This is a genomic window from Bacillus suaedaesalsae (assembly GCF_016890225.1).
GTDB classification, from domain to species: Bacteria; Bacillota; Bacilli; order Bacillales; family SA4; genus Bacillus_BS; species Bacillus_BS suaedaesalsae.
The window spans coordinates 84,605-99,973 of record NZ_JAFELM010000019.1; the positions used below are offsets into that span (position 1 = coordinate 84,605).

A 15,369-nucleotide genomic window follows, 5' to 3' on the forward strand; every position below is an offset into this window, starting at 1 on the left:
TCCCCCCTATACTCGTTCTCTTACTATTTTTAGTATCTCGTCCTAAAATTTAGAACTGTTTGTCTACATCTGTACAAGAGAAAAAGCCTGGAACAATGTCCAGACTTATAAGAAGTATGCAAATATAGCAAGTACAGCAATAGAGCCCAAAACCACTACAATTACATTTGCCCCTAAAAAGGCTATGATAAAGGCAGCGACTGCACCGACAATTCCAAACCATATATTCTCATGAAAAAGAAAGATCCCAGGAATAATTAATGCACCGAGAGTTGCATATGGTACGTTTTTTAACACTCCTTGAATAAACGGATGAAGCTCCTTCCCACTTAATGAGACGAGAGGAATCATACGTGGAAGATACGTAACGATTGCCATTCCTACAATAATTAATACTATATTATCCACGCTGCTCCCCCTTTTTCATTACAATTAGTTCTACGACAACTGAGGAAATTAATGTCGCTGCCACAATCGCCCAACCTTTTGCCATGAATATAACGAATATAAAATTTAAAACACCTGCAAGCGCTGCTAAATATAACACTTTTTGATGTTTTTTTATAGAAGGTACGAGTAGTCCAACAAACATTGCGTATAAGGCGATTCCCATACTTTCTTGTAACGTTGCAGGTAGACTAGACCCGATAACGTGACCAACTCCTGAAAACACAACCCAACTTCCATAAGAGACAGTAACTAAACCAAATAAAAATCCGGTTGTCAGCTTGCCTTCCTTTATAGCAGCTACTGAAAAGGTTTCATCTGTTATTCCAAAGGCATATATTGCTTTCAAAAACTTGGGAGCCGTTTCTACTTTTTCATTCAAGGAAGCACTCATAAGAAAATGACGTATGTTCACGATGAATGTTGTTAACACAATTTCAAAAGCACCAGTACCTGCTGCAATAAGACTTAGTGCTATGTATTGGGAAGCCCCCGCAAACACAAGTAAACTCATCAAAAACGTTTCTCCAACTGTGAGGACTGTTGTTTTCGCCAGTAATCCAAAAGTTAAGGCAATCGGCATATAACCTATTGCAATGCTAACTCCAGCTTGGACACCCATTACTAGTTGTGGTGACTTTCTCTCAATTGCAGATGTTGCCACTTTCTGTACCTCCTCCATTATTTAAAATTTTATTTTTCTATTATACTATTATACTTTGACTCAAATTTGTAATTTTTTACTCAAGTTACAGAAAAAAAGTAATGTGAGAGTCATTAAGTTATTCACATCACTTATGCATTCATTTTTCTCATTAACTAAGTTAATTAAGTAATAAGTCATTAAAAATCACTGGTCGTATACGATTAAAAACAAACAATTACTAAAGCTAATTACATTAGCTCCATTTATTTCACAACATATAACCGATCTTTATGCTGGTCGACATTCACCGTGTATTCCTCACCATTTTCCAAATGAATCGTAACCATTTCTCCTTGAAAGCGTTCATCAATATAGATAATTACATATCCCTCTTCTTCAATAGCAACGAATCCTTCATGCTCTCCTTTTCGTAACTCCAATAAACCATAACCACCACTTGAGTAATTAAATAACGCAATTGCAGGCATATCATCAATGGTTAATGCAAATGCTGTTAGCTCACCATCTATCCATACATCTTGTTTAATTATTTCTGCGAATTCTTTATCTAACGAATAGGGATCTCCATAAATAAATTCGATTTCTCGCCAAAGTTCTTGCTGTGCTGGATCTTCCCTATTTGACCAAGTTCCTATTTGCGTCACTTGTCTTTCCTCATCAATACGAAATGTCACACCGATCGTTGGTGTTTCAATATCATTAACATCGAACTGACCTACCCTATGTCCTTCTTCATAATGTTTCGGTAAAATAGTAAACTCCTTATCTGGATACTTTTCTGTCAAATAGTCAATGAGTTGTTCATATCGTTTCGTATGAGTGTTTACTTTTATAGTTGGATAGCATACATAGTATCCAACATACCCTATGACAAGCACAATCGTTAACACAATCCCCCATTTTTTCCGATTTCTAAATATAAGCCAGATAAACATAATCACAATCAATACTGTAACTCCAATTAGAAAAAAGTATATATTTTCACCGGGACTCATGTAACTCCCCTCCTGATAACTCATCGGAAACTCATATTTTATTATTCAACTAATAAGTTCATTAGTACAATAAAGATTTTTTTGGGGAAGAAGGCTATAAAATTACGCCGCTTTACTCTTTCTCCAATCAGACAACAATATAAATTTATTTCGTTTACTTCAATCGTATCTAGAATCATTAGATATATCCGTGGAAACTTGCTGAATATCCTTCGTCTCAACTCCTCCAACTAATCATATCTCCTAGATTCCACAAAAAAGAGCATTAATCCTTCATGGATCAATACTCTCAACAAAACCTTCTTTCACTATTCTGCCCCTTAGTTGCATATTTTCATTAGTATGTCATAGAAACTCTTTTGGATTAAGTTTCTTAATCTAATAAAATCCTTAAATTTCAATCGTATTAGTAATTGAAAAATTAATATTTAAAGATTTATATACATCTTTCCAACGGTCTCCCATATCCGGAGAATATAAAAATGGTTTATACCCCAACTTAATATAGGTTCTCAAAGCAGGTAAGCGATGGTCATTTGTAACAGTAGCTAAAGCTGTAGCACAAAACCCTAATCCTTTATTTCTATGATTTGGAGGTGTAAATACGAATCCTATTTCTCCACCAAATGGAAAATGATAATAGCCTGACTTTGGATTATGTAAGGCAACTGCTGAACTTACTATTTCTTCAGTAGCGTGGTCAATTAAGAAATATAGCCCATTAGGTAAAACTCTTGTAAAAAAGTCATCTAATTGTTCATCATTTATATTCCATCCTTCATTTTCTAACAGTTTTACATATGCAAATCTATCTTCTTCTCTATAATTTCTTTCGTAATAGCCATTGGGTACTAGGGGTTTTGGAGGTGTATGTAAAAGATCTGGAGGACATAACATTATAAGTGCTTTTTCGTGTGTCACTTATAAACTCCCTATTTTTCTCTTTATCATAAAATATATACAATTCTCAAATTAAACTGCCGGTTAGCCAAAAAGAAAAGCCAGTACTTAAAGCATTTCCCGTTGCTACTTAAATATAAATTATAAAATTTTAACTCAAAATTACTCCTTTTTCTCTAACCATTGTTTTACTTTTTTATCCATCTCTTTTTGTAAATCCTCTATATTTCCACTATCTTGTTGAGCCAATTTCAAGTATTTTTCTGGAAACATTCTTTTTAGAGAGGACTGATACAAACTACCGTCTTGCGGTTCTGTGTATTCAATAACAGAATAATTGCCTTCTTTTTTACTTAACCGAATTACGACAGGTAATGAATGTCCTGCTTGGTTTTCTATTCCAGTGGATTTATTAAAACCGCCATAATAAGACCACATATATACACTTATTATCCCATCTACTTCATTCGTGCCATATACCTTGTGGACTTCAAATTGCTTTTCTGTACCATGATAAGAGGGTGAATATTTTTCGATAATGTAATCAGAAATGACCTCATCCATAACTTCTGTTACATTCTTATCCCCAGCTTCTAAGTTAACCTCATGCTCACTACAACCTGCTAATAATAATGCTACAAATAATAAAAATAAAATATTAGGTTTGAATTTGTTCCTCAAATGTTACATTCCTCCCAATATAAACGTTTTTATAATAAGTAATGTATTAAAGTTTTCTCGTGCTAACTTGCGCTTTCCTTCAATAAGAAAGGCATTTAACAATCAAGCAATTTGCTTATTTATTCAGCTTTTCTGCTTAATTTTGCTTCAATCGTAAGGACTATCGGATAGGCTGCAATCAAAATTATAGAAATGAAAATAGACTGTTCAAATATAGTTTTAAACATTTCTTGAGACCAACCATCTTCACCAATTATCCAGTATGCCATTTTATTTGAAATACCAATTCCATCATTTGCCTCTGGAATTAGACTTTGAGTGTAGTTTTGTGCGAGGCTGACAGTTGCTAAAATAGATAACGAAATACCAATAGATATTCCCTTTGAGAAAGGTTTTTCAACTCCAATTCTTTGCAATGCAATTACAGAAATAGCTAACAAGACTAAACTTCCAAACATAAATTCCATAGTGTTCCTCCTATTTATTAGTTATTCCTCCACAATTGATATCCTTAGGAATTAGATTCTCTTTTCTTATTTACAAACCCTAACCTAATAAAAAAAATAGCACCCACTTTATATTCAAGTAGTTGCTTCGAAATTCCTTCAAATTCAACTATTCTCCTCCCTTAGTGTGATTGTAGTACATCACTGTCCTTTAAAATCAGGTTTTCTCTTCTCGCTAAATGCTTGGAGTGCTTCGATTCGGTCTTCTGTTGGAATGGTTACTTCATAAGCCTTTCGTTCAATCGTTAGCCCTGTTTGCAGGTCTGCATTCATTCCTTGTTTTATAGCGTATTTTGCTTGTTGCAGAGCGATGGGGCCATTTTGCAGCATCGTTTCTGCTAGTTTCGTAGCTTCTTCAAGTAATTGGTCAGTAACTTTATACAACAATCCGATTGAATGCGCTTCATCAGCAGTTATTCGTTTTGCCGTTAATATGAGCTCAAGGGCTTTGGACTCGCCTATAATTCTAGGTAGACGTTGAGTACCACCTGCCCCTGGAATAATTGCCAAGCTTGTCTCAGTTAATCCCATTACGGCTGCACTAGCTGCCATTCGAAAATCACAAGCAAGTGCCAGTTCCATTCCTCCACCAAAAGCAAAACCGTTAATAGCTGCAATTGTTGGTTGTGGTAGTTGGTCAATAGCAGTAAAGACACGGTTAATTTTGTTCAAGTTTCGCTTCACTTGTTCAATTGTTAACGTTTTTCTTTCTTTTAAGTCTGCTCCTACACTAAATGCCTTTTCACCAGCACCAGTAAAGATTACAACTCGAACATCACGGTTTATACTAATTGACTCTATCACCTTATCTAACTCACACAATGTATCGTAATTAAAACTATTTAGTGCCTCAGCACGATTAAGCGTCACATAAGCGATATGATTCTCTATACGTAATAAAATTGATTCCATGATAGCCCTCCTAAAAATATTCATTCCCTATACACTTCTACATTTCTAGGCTTTTTCCTTTTTCATAGAAAGTCTTAGCTAGCAACAGTCCATAACGAAAATGAATAATTACTGATAAGCTAAAAATTCGGAAAGTGCATGCACCTTCCGAATTTTTAGCTTATGCTTTTACTTGATCCTTTAGTGCTCTTCTTAAAATTTTCCCTGTTGTATTTTTCGGTAGTTCTTCCAGGAATTCGATTGAGCTAGGGATTTTATATTTTGCTAGATGCTCTTCGCAATAGCTTAATAGCATTTCTTCTGTAACATTTTCACCCTCTTTAACGACAACAAAGCATTTTACTGCTTCACCAAAGTTCATGTCTGGCACTCCAATTACAGCTACTTCAACTACTGAAGAGTGTGAATATAATACTTCTTCTACTTCACGTGGATATACATTATAACCACCAACAATAATCATATCCTTTTTACGGTCAACGATATAGAAATACCCTTCTTCATCCATTCTTGCTAAGTCACCCGTAAACAACCAGCCATCACGAATCGTATGAGCCGTCTCTTCAGGAAGATTATAGTAGCCTTTCATTACGTTTGGCCCTCGTACGATCAGTTCACCGACTTCACCTACAGGTACTTCGTCACCTAATTCATTTACCACCTTATTTTCTACATTCACTATGCTCATTCCTATAGAACCTGGTTTCCTTGGACGGTCAAGTGGATTAAAGCAAGTAACAGGTGCTGCTTCTGATAAACCGTATCCTTCTGAAATGGCTACTTGGAATTTCTTCTCAAATGATTTAAGAAGAGCAACAGGCATGGAAGCGCCTCCAGAAATACAAAGACGTAAAGACTTTAAATCTTCAACAGACCCTTCTGGGTATTGTAGTAAAAAGTTGTACATAGTCGGAACACCAGCGAATACTGTTGCTTCGTATTTTTTTACAATTGAGAAGATATCTCCAGGACTGAATCTTGGAACGATAATAACTGTACCACCGTTTAATAAAGGTGCATTTAAAGCAACAGTTAAACAGAATACGTGGAACATTGGTAATGTAGCAATGACACGATCTGTTTCATTGATTTTCAAATAATTTGCTACGTCCTTAGCATTGCTGTAAACATTTTTATGTGTAAGCATTGCTCCCTTTGGCTTACCTGTTGTACCTGAAGTATAAAGGATAACAGCTGTATCATCTTCATGTACTTCTGGACCTTGGAACATTGGGTCGCCAGGTGCAATAAAACTTGTAAACGATTTCATTTTTTGGAAAATAGAAAGCTGTGTTACGTCTAACGTTGACTCGTTCCCTTTAGGAGTTTCACAAATAATTAGATGTTCAATCTTAGGTAATAGCGGATTCATTTTTTCAAATAAAGGAACTAGTAAATCTAACGCCACTACAACCTTGACATCTGAATCATTAAGTATGTAACCAATTTCATCTGGAGTATAAATTGGATTGATTGGAATAACAGTTGCACCTGCTCTTAGAGCACCATACAGTCCGATTACAAAGTGAGGGCTATTGCCTAATAGAAGAGCAATATGATCTCCCTTTTGTATACCCATTTCAGATAAAGCATGTGCAAACTTAGAGACAGCTCCATTAAATTCTAGATATGAAGTCTCAGTATCTTGAAAAACATATGCTGGCTTAGTTCCATAAAGACGAGCATTTTCTAGCAACTTCGCACTAATATTCACCTGATTACCTCCCGTGAATGATTATTCATTCATTCTATTTATTAATAATTTTCTAAATATATTATATTCTATGAAAATCAGACTATCAAGAATTATCGTACTATACTTCTATTGCTACACAAAAAAGTCCATCACTTGGTGTAATGGACTCTTTTAATAAAAATTTGTATATTACTATAAGATTTTCATGATTTCCTTACTTCACTTTTGGGATTAAACGCAGTGCATATATTGCAGCTAATCCAACTAAAATGTATACAATTTTAGCAAGGACGCTATCCATCCCACCAAATAATCCACCCACTAGATCCCATTCAAATAATCCAACTAATAACCAATTTAATCCACCAACAATTAATAAAACTAAAGAAAGTAAATCTAAAGCCTTCATACTAGCACTCCCTTTGTATAACATTTGTATAATCTTTGTAAAGTAATCATACAAATGTTATACAAAATGCACAAGTACTTTTTTACATAACTAGAAACTTTTTCTCTAGCTAACAAAAAAGCACCTAGTTCAGGTGCTTCAAAATATAGACAAAATCGAATGATTTCGAATTTGTCTATATTCTATTCGCTTTTGTACAATGTATCTCTATATAGCTATGGAATTGCTGCTCTACGGCACTAGCATTCCATGTGGGGTGGCATTCTTCACTTAAATTCAAAGGATAATCCTGAGCTGGCAAGACTTACATTTCCCTTAAATATTGTTTTTGCTTGTTCAACTAAGTCACCATGTTCTCCGAAATGCGGAAGATGTGTTAATAGTAAATTTGTTATATTAGCTTCCTGTGCTAATCTTCCTGCATCCTCACTTGTCATATGTCCAGCTTTTGTTCCATCCATTCCTGCATACAGATTACATTCACAAATAAGGAGATCCGCGTTTTTACAAAATGGGATAAAGTCTTCCTTAAATGAACTGTCTGCTGTATAAACAATTGTTGTTGTTGATATTTCAATCCTCATCGCATAACAAGTGACAGGATGCTTCGTTTTTAAGAAAGTGATCGAAAAGGGACCAATTTCTAGCTTGATGTTGGGATTGTAGGTAATACCCTTTGTAATTTGATTGTATGTTAACTTTTTAAAGCCTTCTTGATCTTCTTTATGCCCATATATAGGAAGTGTTGGCATAGATATACCTATATACCCTTTTATTAGTCTTGCATATTGCAATGCACCGATATCACTTACATGGTCGTTATGATAGTGAGAAAGTATAACAGCGTCTAATTCTTCTGGCTGTATATAATTTTGCAGCTGTGATATAACACCACTTCCACAATCGATCAGTAATCTAAAGTTATCTTCCTCTAATAAATATCCTGAGGTTGCTTCATTTTTGCCAGGAAAACCACCCCAATAACCGATAACAGTAAGCTTCATTTCTATTACTCCTTTAGTAAGTTTTAACTATCTTATCAAACTTATAGGCAATAACACAATTTTGCACTGTTACAAAACAGTTGTTGACAATATACAAGTTGTTATAATACAATGATTGTAACAACTTCGAGGGGGTATGTAACAATGTTAGTGAATAGCACTGAATTTTTTAAGAACTTACCACCAAAGCAATGCAGAGAATGCGGAAAAGAAATTGATGAACAACATGAATGTTATATGAATCATTGTGAAGATTGCATAAAGATAGGTGACTAACTATACATTTTAGACATTGGTACTATACCAATGTCCTTATTTTTTCCCATAAAAAAAGCAGCTCGTTTTGAGCTGCTTTTCTATCTATAGCGAAGATAAAATTTCGTCTACAACTTTTTTACCTTGGTTGATGCAATCGGGTAAACCGAGACCTTCGAATGAACTACCTGTTACATAAAGATTAGGAAGCTTTTCTCTTACTCCGGCCTTCATTTTTTCTACACGTTCTTTATGCCCCACCATGTACTGTGGCATTGATTCTTTCCAACGTGTAATTTCAATGAAGTCTGGATCTTCGGTAATGCCAAGTATCGTAAATAAGTCTGATTTCACTGCTTGGATAATTTCATCATCTGATTTAAATACGATTTCCTCATCCATTGCTTTTCCTACGTAGCAACGAAGAAGTGCTTTACCCTCAGGTGTTGTGTGTGGCCACTTTTTATGTGTCCATGTACAAGCTGTTATCGTATAAGGCGAATTTCTTGAAACGACAAATCCTGTACCTTCTAGCTTTTGATTAATTGCATCTAGTGGATACGCCATCGCAACTGTTGCAACAGAAGTTGACGGTATATCTTTAAACTCATTAAGAATACCAAAAGAACTTAGTAGGTTACTGGAAACTTGATGTGAAGTAGCTAGAACAACAAAATCGAATGTTGCATCTCCTCTTTTTTCAGTTGAGATTTTATATTCATTCTCTCTTTTTTCAATGGTTGTTACCTTTTCGCCTAACCATACTCGTTCCTCAGGTAATAATTGACGTATCGCCTCAACAAACGAAGACAATCCGGTATTTAATGTTTGAAATTGTCCTTTTTTATCAGACTTTAGTGTCTTCGTTTTTGGTGCCGTTGCTTTCGTTCCAAGAATTAAGCTTCTATATTTCTTCTCCACATCCTCAAATTGAGGAAATGTCGATTGAAGACTCAATTTATCAATGTCACCAGCATATATTCCAGATAGTAGTGGTTCAATTAAGTTTTCAACTACTTCCCCACCTAATCTTCTTCGGAAAAACTGCCCTAATGACTGATCTCCTTCCTGAGAACCTCTCGGTAATATGAAGTCGGCCGCAGCACGTAGCTTCCCAAGTGGAGTAAACAAGCCTGTCGTAATAAATGGTGAAATCTTCGTTGGAATTCCCATGACAGCTCCCACAGGAATTGGATGTAACTCTCTCCCCACTAGTACATATGCTTGGCCAGTAGCATTATTAACAAGGTGATCAGCAATTCCTAGATCTTCTGCCAGTTGACCTGCACTAACCTTTCTTTGTAAAAAAGAATCTGGTCCTTTTTCAATCACGAATCCATCTTTTCGAAGTGTTGAAATTTTGCCGCCTAATTTCTCACTTGCTTCTATTAAAGTAAAATCTACATCTATCCCTTTTTCCTTGGATAGCTTTTGTAAATAAAAGGCAGTAGTTAAACCAGTGATGCCTCCACCGATAATAGCTACTTGTTTCTTGGCTTTCTCCATAATTATCGCCTTCTTTAATTTTTTACGGTTGAAAGGTTCTTTATAACAACAGTTGCTAGTGCATTAATGAATTCTGGCTTAGCATTTGGCATTTCAGGGCGGTAGTAGCTTGCACCGATTTCATCTGTTACAATTTTACATTCTGTATCATTGTCATAAAGCACTTCAAGGTGGTCAGCTACAAAACCAACTGGAATGTAGACAAATGCTTTATAGCTATGCTCTTTAAATAATTCTCTTGTTAAGTCCTGAACGTCTGGACCAATCCATGGCTCAGGTGTATTTCCAGCACTTTGCCAACCTATTACGTAGTTATGAATACCTGAAGCTTCTGCAATCAATTTTGCTGTTTCCTTTAATTGCTCTGGATAAGGGTCACCTGCAGCTATAATTTTCTCTGGTAAACTATGTGCTGATGCAATAACAACTGAACTGTTACGCTCTTCCTCCGTCATGGTTGCATATGTTTTCTTTAATTGATCTGCCCAATATTGAATAAACTTTGGCTCATCATACCAGCTTTCTACACTATGAATAACTGGGCCACCAATGCGCTCTGACTCTTCTTTTGCACGACCGTTATAAGATTTAACACTGAACGTAGAGAAATGAGGTGCTAATACGATACTAACTGCCTCTTCAATGCCATCTTCTTTCATTTGTTGTACAGCATCTTCAACAAAAGGCTCTATATGTTTTAATCCAAGATACATGCTGAATTCAATTTCATCTTGTATAGTATTTAAATGATTTTTCAGTGCTTCAGCTTGTTCAATTGTAATTTTAGCCAGTGGAGAAATTCCACCGATTGCCTCATAACGGTTTCTTAAGTCTTCAAGTGCTTCAGGTGAGGGTTTTCTACCATGTCTAATATGTGTATAATACCGTTCAATATCTTCTTCTTTGTATGGCGTACCATACGCCATTACAAGTAAACCCATTTTCTTTTTCAATTTCGATTCAACTCCTAGCCTACTTTTTCATAGATGAATATTCATGAACAAATGCAGTTAATCGAGCCAATGTCTCAGGACTAACTTCTGGGAATACACCATGTCCTAAGTTGAAAATGTATCCTGGATGTTGCATACCTTGATCTAAAATTTCTTTTGCACGCGCTTCAATTACTTCCCATGGTGCTAGTAATACAGATGGGTCTAAGTTCCCCATAACCGGCTTTGTAATTCCTTTATTACGTGCCTCCTGAATTGGCAATCTCCAGTCTAACCCAACCACATCCAAAGGAAGGTCATGCCAATCGTTAACTAAGTGACTTGCTCCTACTCCGAACATAATTAAAGGAACATTTTCCTCACGAAGGCTGCTAAAGATTTTTTCCATTGTTGGTTTAATAAACATACGATAATCAGCTACATTTAATTGACCAACCCATGAGTCAAAAATTTGGAACGCTTTTGCTCCTGCTTTAATTTGAGCCTTGGCATACCTAATGGTCATGTCAGCTAACTTGTCCATTAGTAGGAACCACGCTTTTGGTTCTGCATACATAAAGGCTTTTGTTCTGTGATAACCCTTAGAAGGGCCACCTTCGATCATATAACTGGCAAGTGTAAAAGGAGCACCTGCAAACCCGATTAATGGAACATTCAATTGCTCTGTTGTTAATAGTTTAATTGTATCTAAAACGTAAGGCACATCTTCTTCCGGGTTAATTTCTCCAAGTTTTTCAACATCAGCAAGAGAGCCAATTCGATTTGAAATAACTGGACCAATACCTGCTTTAATGTCGACGTCTACCCCAATTGAAGGCAGTGGTGACATAATATCTTTGTACAGGATTGCAGCATCTACGTTGTATTGATCAACAGGAAGCTTTGTTACATACGCACATAATTCTGGTTGATGCGTAATTTCAAATAGTGAATACTTTTCTTTAATTTTTCTATACTCAGGCTGAGAACGTCCGGCTTGTCTCATATACCAAACTGGAACATGATCTGTCTTTTCTCCTCTAGCAGCTTTCAAGTATGTATCATTAAATGTCTTTTCCATTATTTCCACACCTTCCAAGTCCATTCATATCCATTATTTTTCTAATATCCATACTTACTATACAATATTTCAATCCTTAATGTAGTAATTAAAATCACAGTTCATAAAAAAGTCATGAATCCCTTTGTTACCATACCAAACTGTAATTTTGTTATCAACTTTAAATATATAAAGTTATTATTTTTATTGTGTCATGTTTCTTACCTTTGGCGCATTTCATTACTTTATTCATATACTTTGTTATTTTATTAACCAGTTAAGTTGGTAGAACAAGTTCCTTCCGCTCCATTCCACTAGTTTTTAAAAATAGTATGCAAAAACAAACAAGTCTATTGAAAGCAACAAATAAAGACCCGCACTATTAGGTGAAAGATTCATTAAATATCTCCTAATAGTTCGGGTATATCAATGGCTGAAATACTTAGGTTCCAGCCTTTAATTGCGAATTGATGGAGTTACTACGTTTGATTTTTCTCCGTCTTCTTCTGTTTGTGGGTTGTAAGGAATTATAAAGTAACTAGGCATTTTAAAGATATTCACATTTTCAACTTCATAGAAACCTTCTCCATTCTTTACCTTACTTACATACGCCCACGAATCATCTTTCTTTTCATATACTTTATACTCTATTCGTTCATCACTTGTGTCCCAACTTAACTGAATTGTAAATAAACTAAATGGTTTAAAGCTTAATTGTGACTTTAACTCTGGTTTGCCAACCATTTCAATTGGTTGTTCAAGCTCATCTACTCCTTTTGGGGCAACAAACCGTGCAGTTTGGTCTAGTGGGGATGAGGCTAGTATTTTTTTAAATAATCTTGTTGGATACGCACTGCCATGTTTTAAGTAATGCTCCTTATTTGTTGTATCATATCCCATCCATAGCGCTCCAACAACGTTTGGAGTATAGCCGACGAACCAAGCATCACGTGTTGCCCCTTTCACACCAGTAAAAGAGGTTGTCCCTGTTTTTCCAGCTAATCTACCATTATATTGACCCGAACGAGCAGTTCCTTCATCTACAACTCCTTCTAGCATACGCGTAACATACCATGCTGTTTGAGGTGAAAATACTTCGCGTTCTTCTACATTGACCGAAGCGATCACTTCACCTTCACGATTAACCATTTTTTTAATAAAATAAGGCTCCACTACTTTTCCATCCTTTGCAAATGCACGATACGCTTTTGCCATTTCAATCGGAGATATACCTTCCTTCAGTCCACCAAGTGCAATTGCAAGTCCTTGATCTGGTATTGATAACCCAGCTTTATCAATGTATTTTTTTCCAACGTCGATACCGATTTTATCTAACAACCAAACAGCAGGTGCATTAGCTGATTGAATTAACGCCTCATACATTGTCATCTTACCTTGATACGTTCCAGTATGATTTTTCGGAGTATAATCTCCATACGAAATTGGTTTGTCAACGAGCATTGAATAAGGATGATATTCTTTTTCCTCTAAAGCAGGTCCATAGACTGCAAGTGGCTTAAACGTTGAACCAGGTTGCCTCTTTACAACAACACGATTCATCCCTTTACTAACATAGTTTCGTCCACCGATAACCGATAAAACTCCGCCGTTATTCGCATCCATTAATACAAAAGCACCTTCAGCTTGTTCATCAGTTCCTGGAAAATACTCTTCCTTCTTAAATAACTCATATGCCATTTGCTGTACTTCAGCATTGATTGGTACAGTTATTGTATATCCACCAGTCATTAATTCCTCATTTGTTAAATTAAAGCGTTTTTTCGCTTCATTCATTACCATATCAATATAGGTTGCATATGCTGGATTTCGTTTATCCTCACTAATAGTAAGTGCAACTACTTTTCCCTTTGCTCTTACAGCTTCTTCAGCAGATATAAAACCACGTTTTTGCATGACATCAAGGACGAGATTTCTTCTTTCTTTACTCTTTTCCATATTCGTAATAGGCGAGTAATACGTTGGACTCTTTGGAATCCCAGCTAACAACGCTCCCTCTTCAAGCGTTAACTCTGAAACACTTTTATTAAAATATAGCTGTGCTGCTGTTTCAATTCCATAAGCACCATGACCAAAGTAAATTTGGTTAACATAGAGCTCAAGTAATTTGTTCTTGCTATATTCCTTTTCTAGGTTGATTGATATGATTGCTTCTTTTGTCTTCCGAAGGAGTGTTTTCTCGTTTGATAAGAAAACATTCTTCGCTAATTGCTGAGTAATGGTGCTTCCACCTTCTACTTTTCCACCAGCTAATATATCTTTATATAATGCTCTGAATATCGCTTTTAAATCAATCCCGTGATGGTCATAAAATCTCGCATCTTCTATTGCAACAAATGCGTTTTGTACGTGAGTGGGAATTTGTTCTATATCACTTAATACACGATCTTCTATATATAGTTTAGAAATTAAGTGACCTTTCTCATCTACCATTGTTGTAGTGGAATCCATTACTAGCTTCTGTTCATCAACGACATAGTTTCCGGCTAATAAGATTAAGATATAACCTGTAATTCCTAAGATGATTGTTGCGACTACTGCAGCTGTACCTATCAGTAGCTTTCTTTTCATAGCTGCCACCTCATTCTAATTTCATACTAGAATACACCTATCATCTTCCGTTTCTTTCCTGTTAGTATCGGAAAAATTGATATTTGTTATGTATGATTTTCCAATACAGTTTAAATTTTCTTTTCATATATTGCTTGGCTATACTTGAAAGAGGAGGTGTAAAAATGAACATTTACAGAACATTCGGCACAATTGAGTATTTATCTAATCTGAAATCAAATCATCTAAACGAAACGATGCTCCTAATGTTAGGAGATGACGACCAAGCACTGTTACTTCATGAAACAGAGTCTTCAAGTATATTCAATGAAGGGACTGGATATGAAGTCATTGACGGAACCGGTAATTTAAGTGGATCAGGGTTTGCTGTCTTCAACAATATTCCTGTTAGTGAAGAAGGGCGTTCTATCTTTGAATATCGTTTCAAAAACCGCGCAAGGCTTATAGAAAATGAACCTGGTTTTTGTGCGATCCGAGTACTCAGACCAATTAAGCATGATACTTATGTCATTTTAACATTATGGGATAATGAAAGTGACTTTCTGAACTGGCAAAGTTCAAATGCTTATAACGAAGCGCATAAAAACCGAGGTACATCTGAAGGCATAGACAAAAAATCTATCTTCTTACGACCTTCATATGTAACAAAATATAATATTTTCAATGAAAATGCATAAATTTCTTGTCGAGGCATGCTAACAATTTACATGCCTTGACTATTTAATATGTAATCTTCACGAATGCTGCAAAATTGACTCGAATATTTCCGAGGAAATATGTAAAAACAAGTATTTTTTTACATCTCACACT

Annotated in this window: 16 protein-coding genes; 2 read left to right on the plus strand and 14 right to left on the minus strand. The window is 35.6% G+C overall.

The features are described from left to right. Nucleotides 1-105 precede the first annotated feature (105 nt). The 10 genes from JR050_RS05735 to JR050_RS05780 all read right to left on the minus strand — a co-directional run bounded on the left by JR050_RS05735 (nt 106) and on the right by JR050_RS05780 (nt 8,217). Nucleotides 106-408 (minus strand): AzlD domain-containing protein, encoded by a 303-nt coding sequence (locus JR050_RS05735; protein WP_204202556.1) that lies wholly within the window; start codon nt 406-408, stop codon nt 106-108. Beyond that, the gene (locus JR050_RS05740; RefSeq protein WP_430392860.1) at nt 401-1,111 is read right to left on the minus strand and encodes an AzlC family ABC transporter permease; all 711 of its coding nucleotides are present in this window, start codon (nt 1,109-1,111) and stop codon (nt 401-403) included. Before JR050_RS05740 ends, JR050_RS05735 begins: the two co-directional genes overlap by 8 nt. Before the next feature lie 245 nt (nt 1,112-1,356). After that, entirely contained in the window at nt 1,357-2,109 is a 753-nt protein-coding gene (locus tag JR050_RS05745) for a hypothetical protein (RefSeq protein WP_204202557.1), read from the minus strand. Nucleotides 2,110-2,499: 390 nt separating this feature from the next. Continuing rightward, the gene (locus JR050_RS05750; protein WP_204202558.1) at nt 2,500-3,030 is read right to left on the minus strand and encodes a GNAT family N-acetyltransferase; all 531 of its coding nucleotides are present in this window, start codon (nt 3,028-3,030) and stop codon (nt 2,500-2,502) included. Nucleotides 3,031-3,171: 141 nt separating this feature from the next. After that, nucleotides 3,172-3,690 carry a hypothetical protein gene (locus JR050_RS05755; protein WP_204202559.1) on the minus strand — a complete coding sequence of 173 codons (519 nt, stop codon included), beginning with the start codon at nt 3,688-3,690 and terminating at the stop codon, nt 3,172-3,174. Nucleotides 3,691-3,809: 119 nt separating this feature from the next. Beyond that, nucleotides 3,810-4,157 (minus strand): hypothetical protein, encoded by a 348-nt coding sequence (locus JR050_RS05760; protein ID WP_239454119.1) that lies wholly within the window; start codon nt 4,155-4,157, stop codon nt 3,810-3,812. 180 nt (nt 4,158-4,337) lie between these two features. Beyond that, on the minus strand, nt 4,338-5,108 hold the full coding sequence (locus tag JR050_RS05765) for an enoyl-CoA hydratase-related protein (RefSeq protein WP_204202560.1): 771 nt from the start codon (nt 5,106-5,108) through the stop codon (nt 4,338-4,340). A 160-nt stretch (nt 5,109-5,268) separates the two neighbouring features. Then, nucleotides 5,269-6,822: a long-chain-fatty-acid--CoA ligase gene (locus JR050_RS05770; protein WP_204202561.1), complete on the minus strand. Its 1,554-nt coding sequence runs from the start codon at nt 6,820-6,822 to the stop codon at nt 5,269-5,271. A 196-nt stretch (nt 6,823-7,018) separates the two neighbouring features. After that, on the minus strand, nt 7,019-7,213 hold the full coding sequence (locus tag JR050_RS05775) for a DUF378 domain-containing protein (protein WP_204202562.1): 195 nt from the start codon (nt 7,211-7,213) through the stop codon (nt 7,019-7,021). 266 nt (nt 7,214-7,479) lie between these two features. Next, the gene (locus JR050_RS05780) at nt 7,480-8,217 is read right to left on the minus strand and encodes an MBL fold metallo-hydrolase (protein ID WP_204202563.1); all 738 of its coding nucleotides are present in this window, start codon (nt 8,215-8,217) and stop codon (nt 7,480-7,482) included. Between the two features lie 144 nt (nt 8,218-8,361). Here JR050_RS05780 and yhfH point away from each other — a divergent pair, with 144 nt between their 5' ends. After that, on the plus strand, nt 8,362-8,493 hold the full coding sequence (yhfH, locus tag JR050_RS05785; protein ID WP_204202564.1) for a protein YhfH: 132 nt from the start codon (nt 8,362-8,364) through the stop codon (nt 8,491-8,493). 84 nt (nt 8,494-8,577) lie between these two features. Here yhfH and hemY read toward each other — a convergent pair whose 3' ends face one another. The 4 genes from hemY to JR050_RS05805 all read right to left on the minus strand — a co-directional run bounded on the left by hemY (nt 8,578) and on the right by JR050_RS05805 (nt 14,559). After that, on the minus strand, nt 8,578-9,978 hold the full coding sequence (gene hemY / locus JR050_RS05790) for a protoporphyrinogen oxidase (RefSeq protein WP_204202565.1): 1,401 nt from the start codon (nt 9,976-9,978) through the stop codon (nt 8,578-8,580). Between the two features lie 14 nt (nt 9,979-9,992). Then, a complete protein-coding gene (gene hemH / locus JR050_RS05795) occupies nt 9,993-10,919 on the minus strand; it encodes a ferrochelatase (protein WP_204202600.1) in 927 nt (308 codons plus the stop codon). Nucleotides 10,920-10,950: 31 nt separating this feature from the next. After that, entirely contained in the window at nt 10,951-11,991 is a 1,041-nt protein-coding gene (hemE, locus tag JR050_RS05800; RefSeq protein ID WP_204202566.1) for a uroporphyrinogen decarboxylase, read from the minus strand. Between the two features lie 435 nt (nt 11,992-12,426). Next, the gene (locus tag JR050_RS05805) at nt 12,427-14,559 is read right to left on the minus strand and encodes a transglycosylase domain-containing protein (protein ID WP_204202567.1); all 2,133 of its coding nucleotides are present in this window, start codon (nt 14,557-14,559) and stop codon (nt 12,427-12,429) included. Nucleotides 14,560-14,723: 164 nt separating this feature from the next. Here JR050_RS05805 and JR050_RS05810 point away from each other — a divergent pair, with 164 nt between their 5' ends. Further along, on the plus strand, nt 14,724-15,236 hold the full coding sequence (locus JR050_RS05810; RefSeq protein ID WP_204202568.1) for an antibiotic biosynthesis monooxygenase family protein: 513 nt from the start codon (nt 14,724-14,726) through the stop codon (nt 15,234-15,236). The last annotated feature ends 133 nt before the right edge of the window (nt 15,237-15,369 follow it).

Excerpts from the sequence above, each read along its gene's own strand:
- JR050_RS05745 (WP_204202557.1), bottom strand. The coding sequence starts at position 2,109 with ATGAGTCCCGGTGAAAATATATACTTTTTTCTAATTGGAGTTACAGTA.
- JR050_RS05760 (WP_239454119.1), bottom strand. The coding sequence starts at position 4,157 with ATGGAATTTATGTTTGGAAGTTTAGTCTTGTTAGCTATTTCTGTAATT.
- JR050_RS05765 (WP_204202560.1), bottom strand. The coding sequence starts at position 5,108 with ATGGAATCAATTTTATTACGTATAGAGAATCATATCGCTTATGTGACG.
- JR050_RS05775 (WP_204202562.1), bottom strand. The coding sequence starts at position 7,213 with ATGAAGGCTTTAGATTTACTTTCTTTAGTTTTATTAATTGTTGGTGGA.
- JR050_RS05780 (WP_204202563.1), bottom strand. The coding sequence starts at position 8,217 with ATGAAGCTTACTGTTATCGGTTATTGGGGTGGTTTTCCTGGCAAAAAT.
- yhfH (WP_204202564.1), top strand. The coding sequence starts at position 8,362 with ATGTTAGTGAATAGCACTGAATTTTTTAAGAACTTACCACCAAAGCAA.
- hemY (WP_204202565.1), bottom strand. The coding sequence starts at position 9,978 with ATGGAGAAAGCCAAGAAACAAGTAGCTATTATCGGTGGAGGCATCACT.
- hemH (WP_204202600.1), bottom strand. The coding sequence starts at position 10,919 with ATGGGTTTACTTGTAATGGCGTATGGTACGCCATACAAAGAAGAAGAT.
- hemE (WP_204202566.1), bottom strand. The coding sequence starts at position 11,991 with ATGGAAAAGACATTTAATGATACATACTTGAAAGCTGCTAGAGGAGAA.
- JR050_RS05805 (WP_204202567.1), bottom strand. The coding sequence starts at position 14,559 with ATGAAAAGAAAGCTACTGATAGGTACAGCTGCAGTAGTCGCAACAATC.
- JR050_RS05810 (WP_204202568.1), top strand. The coding sequence starts at position 14,724 with ATGAACATTTACAGAACATTCGGCACAATTGAGTATTTATCTAATCTG.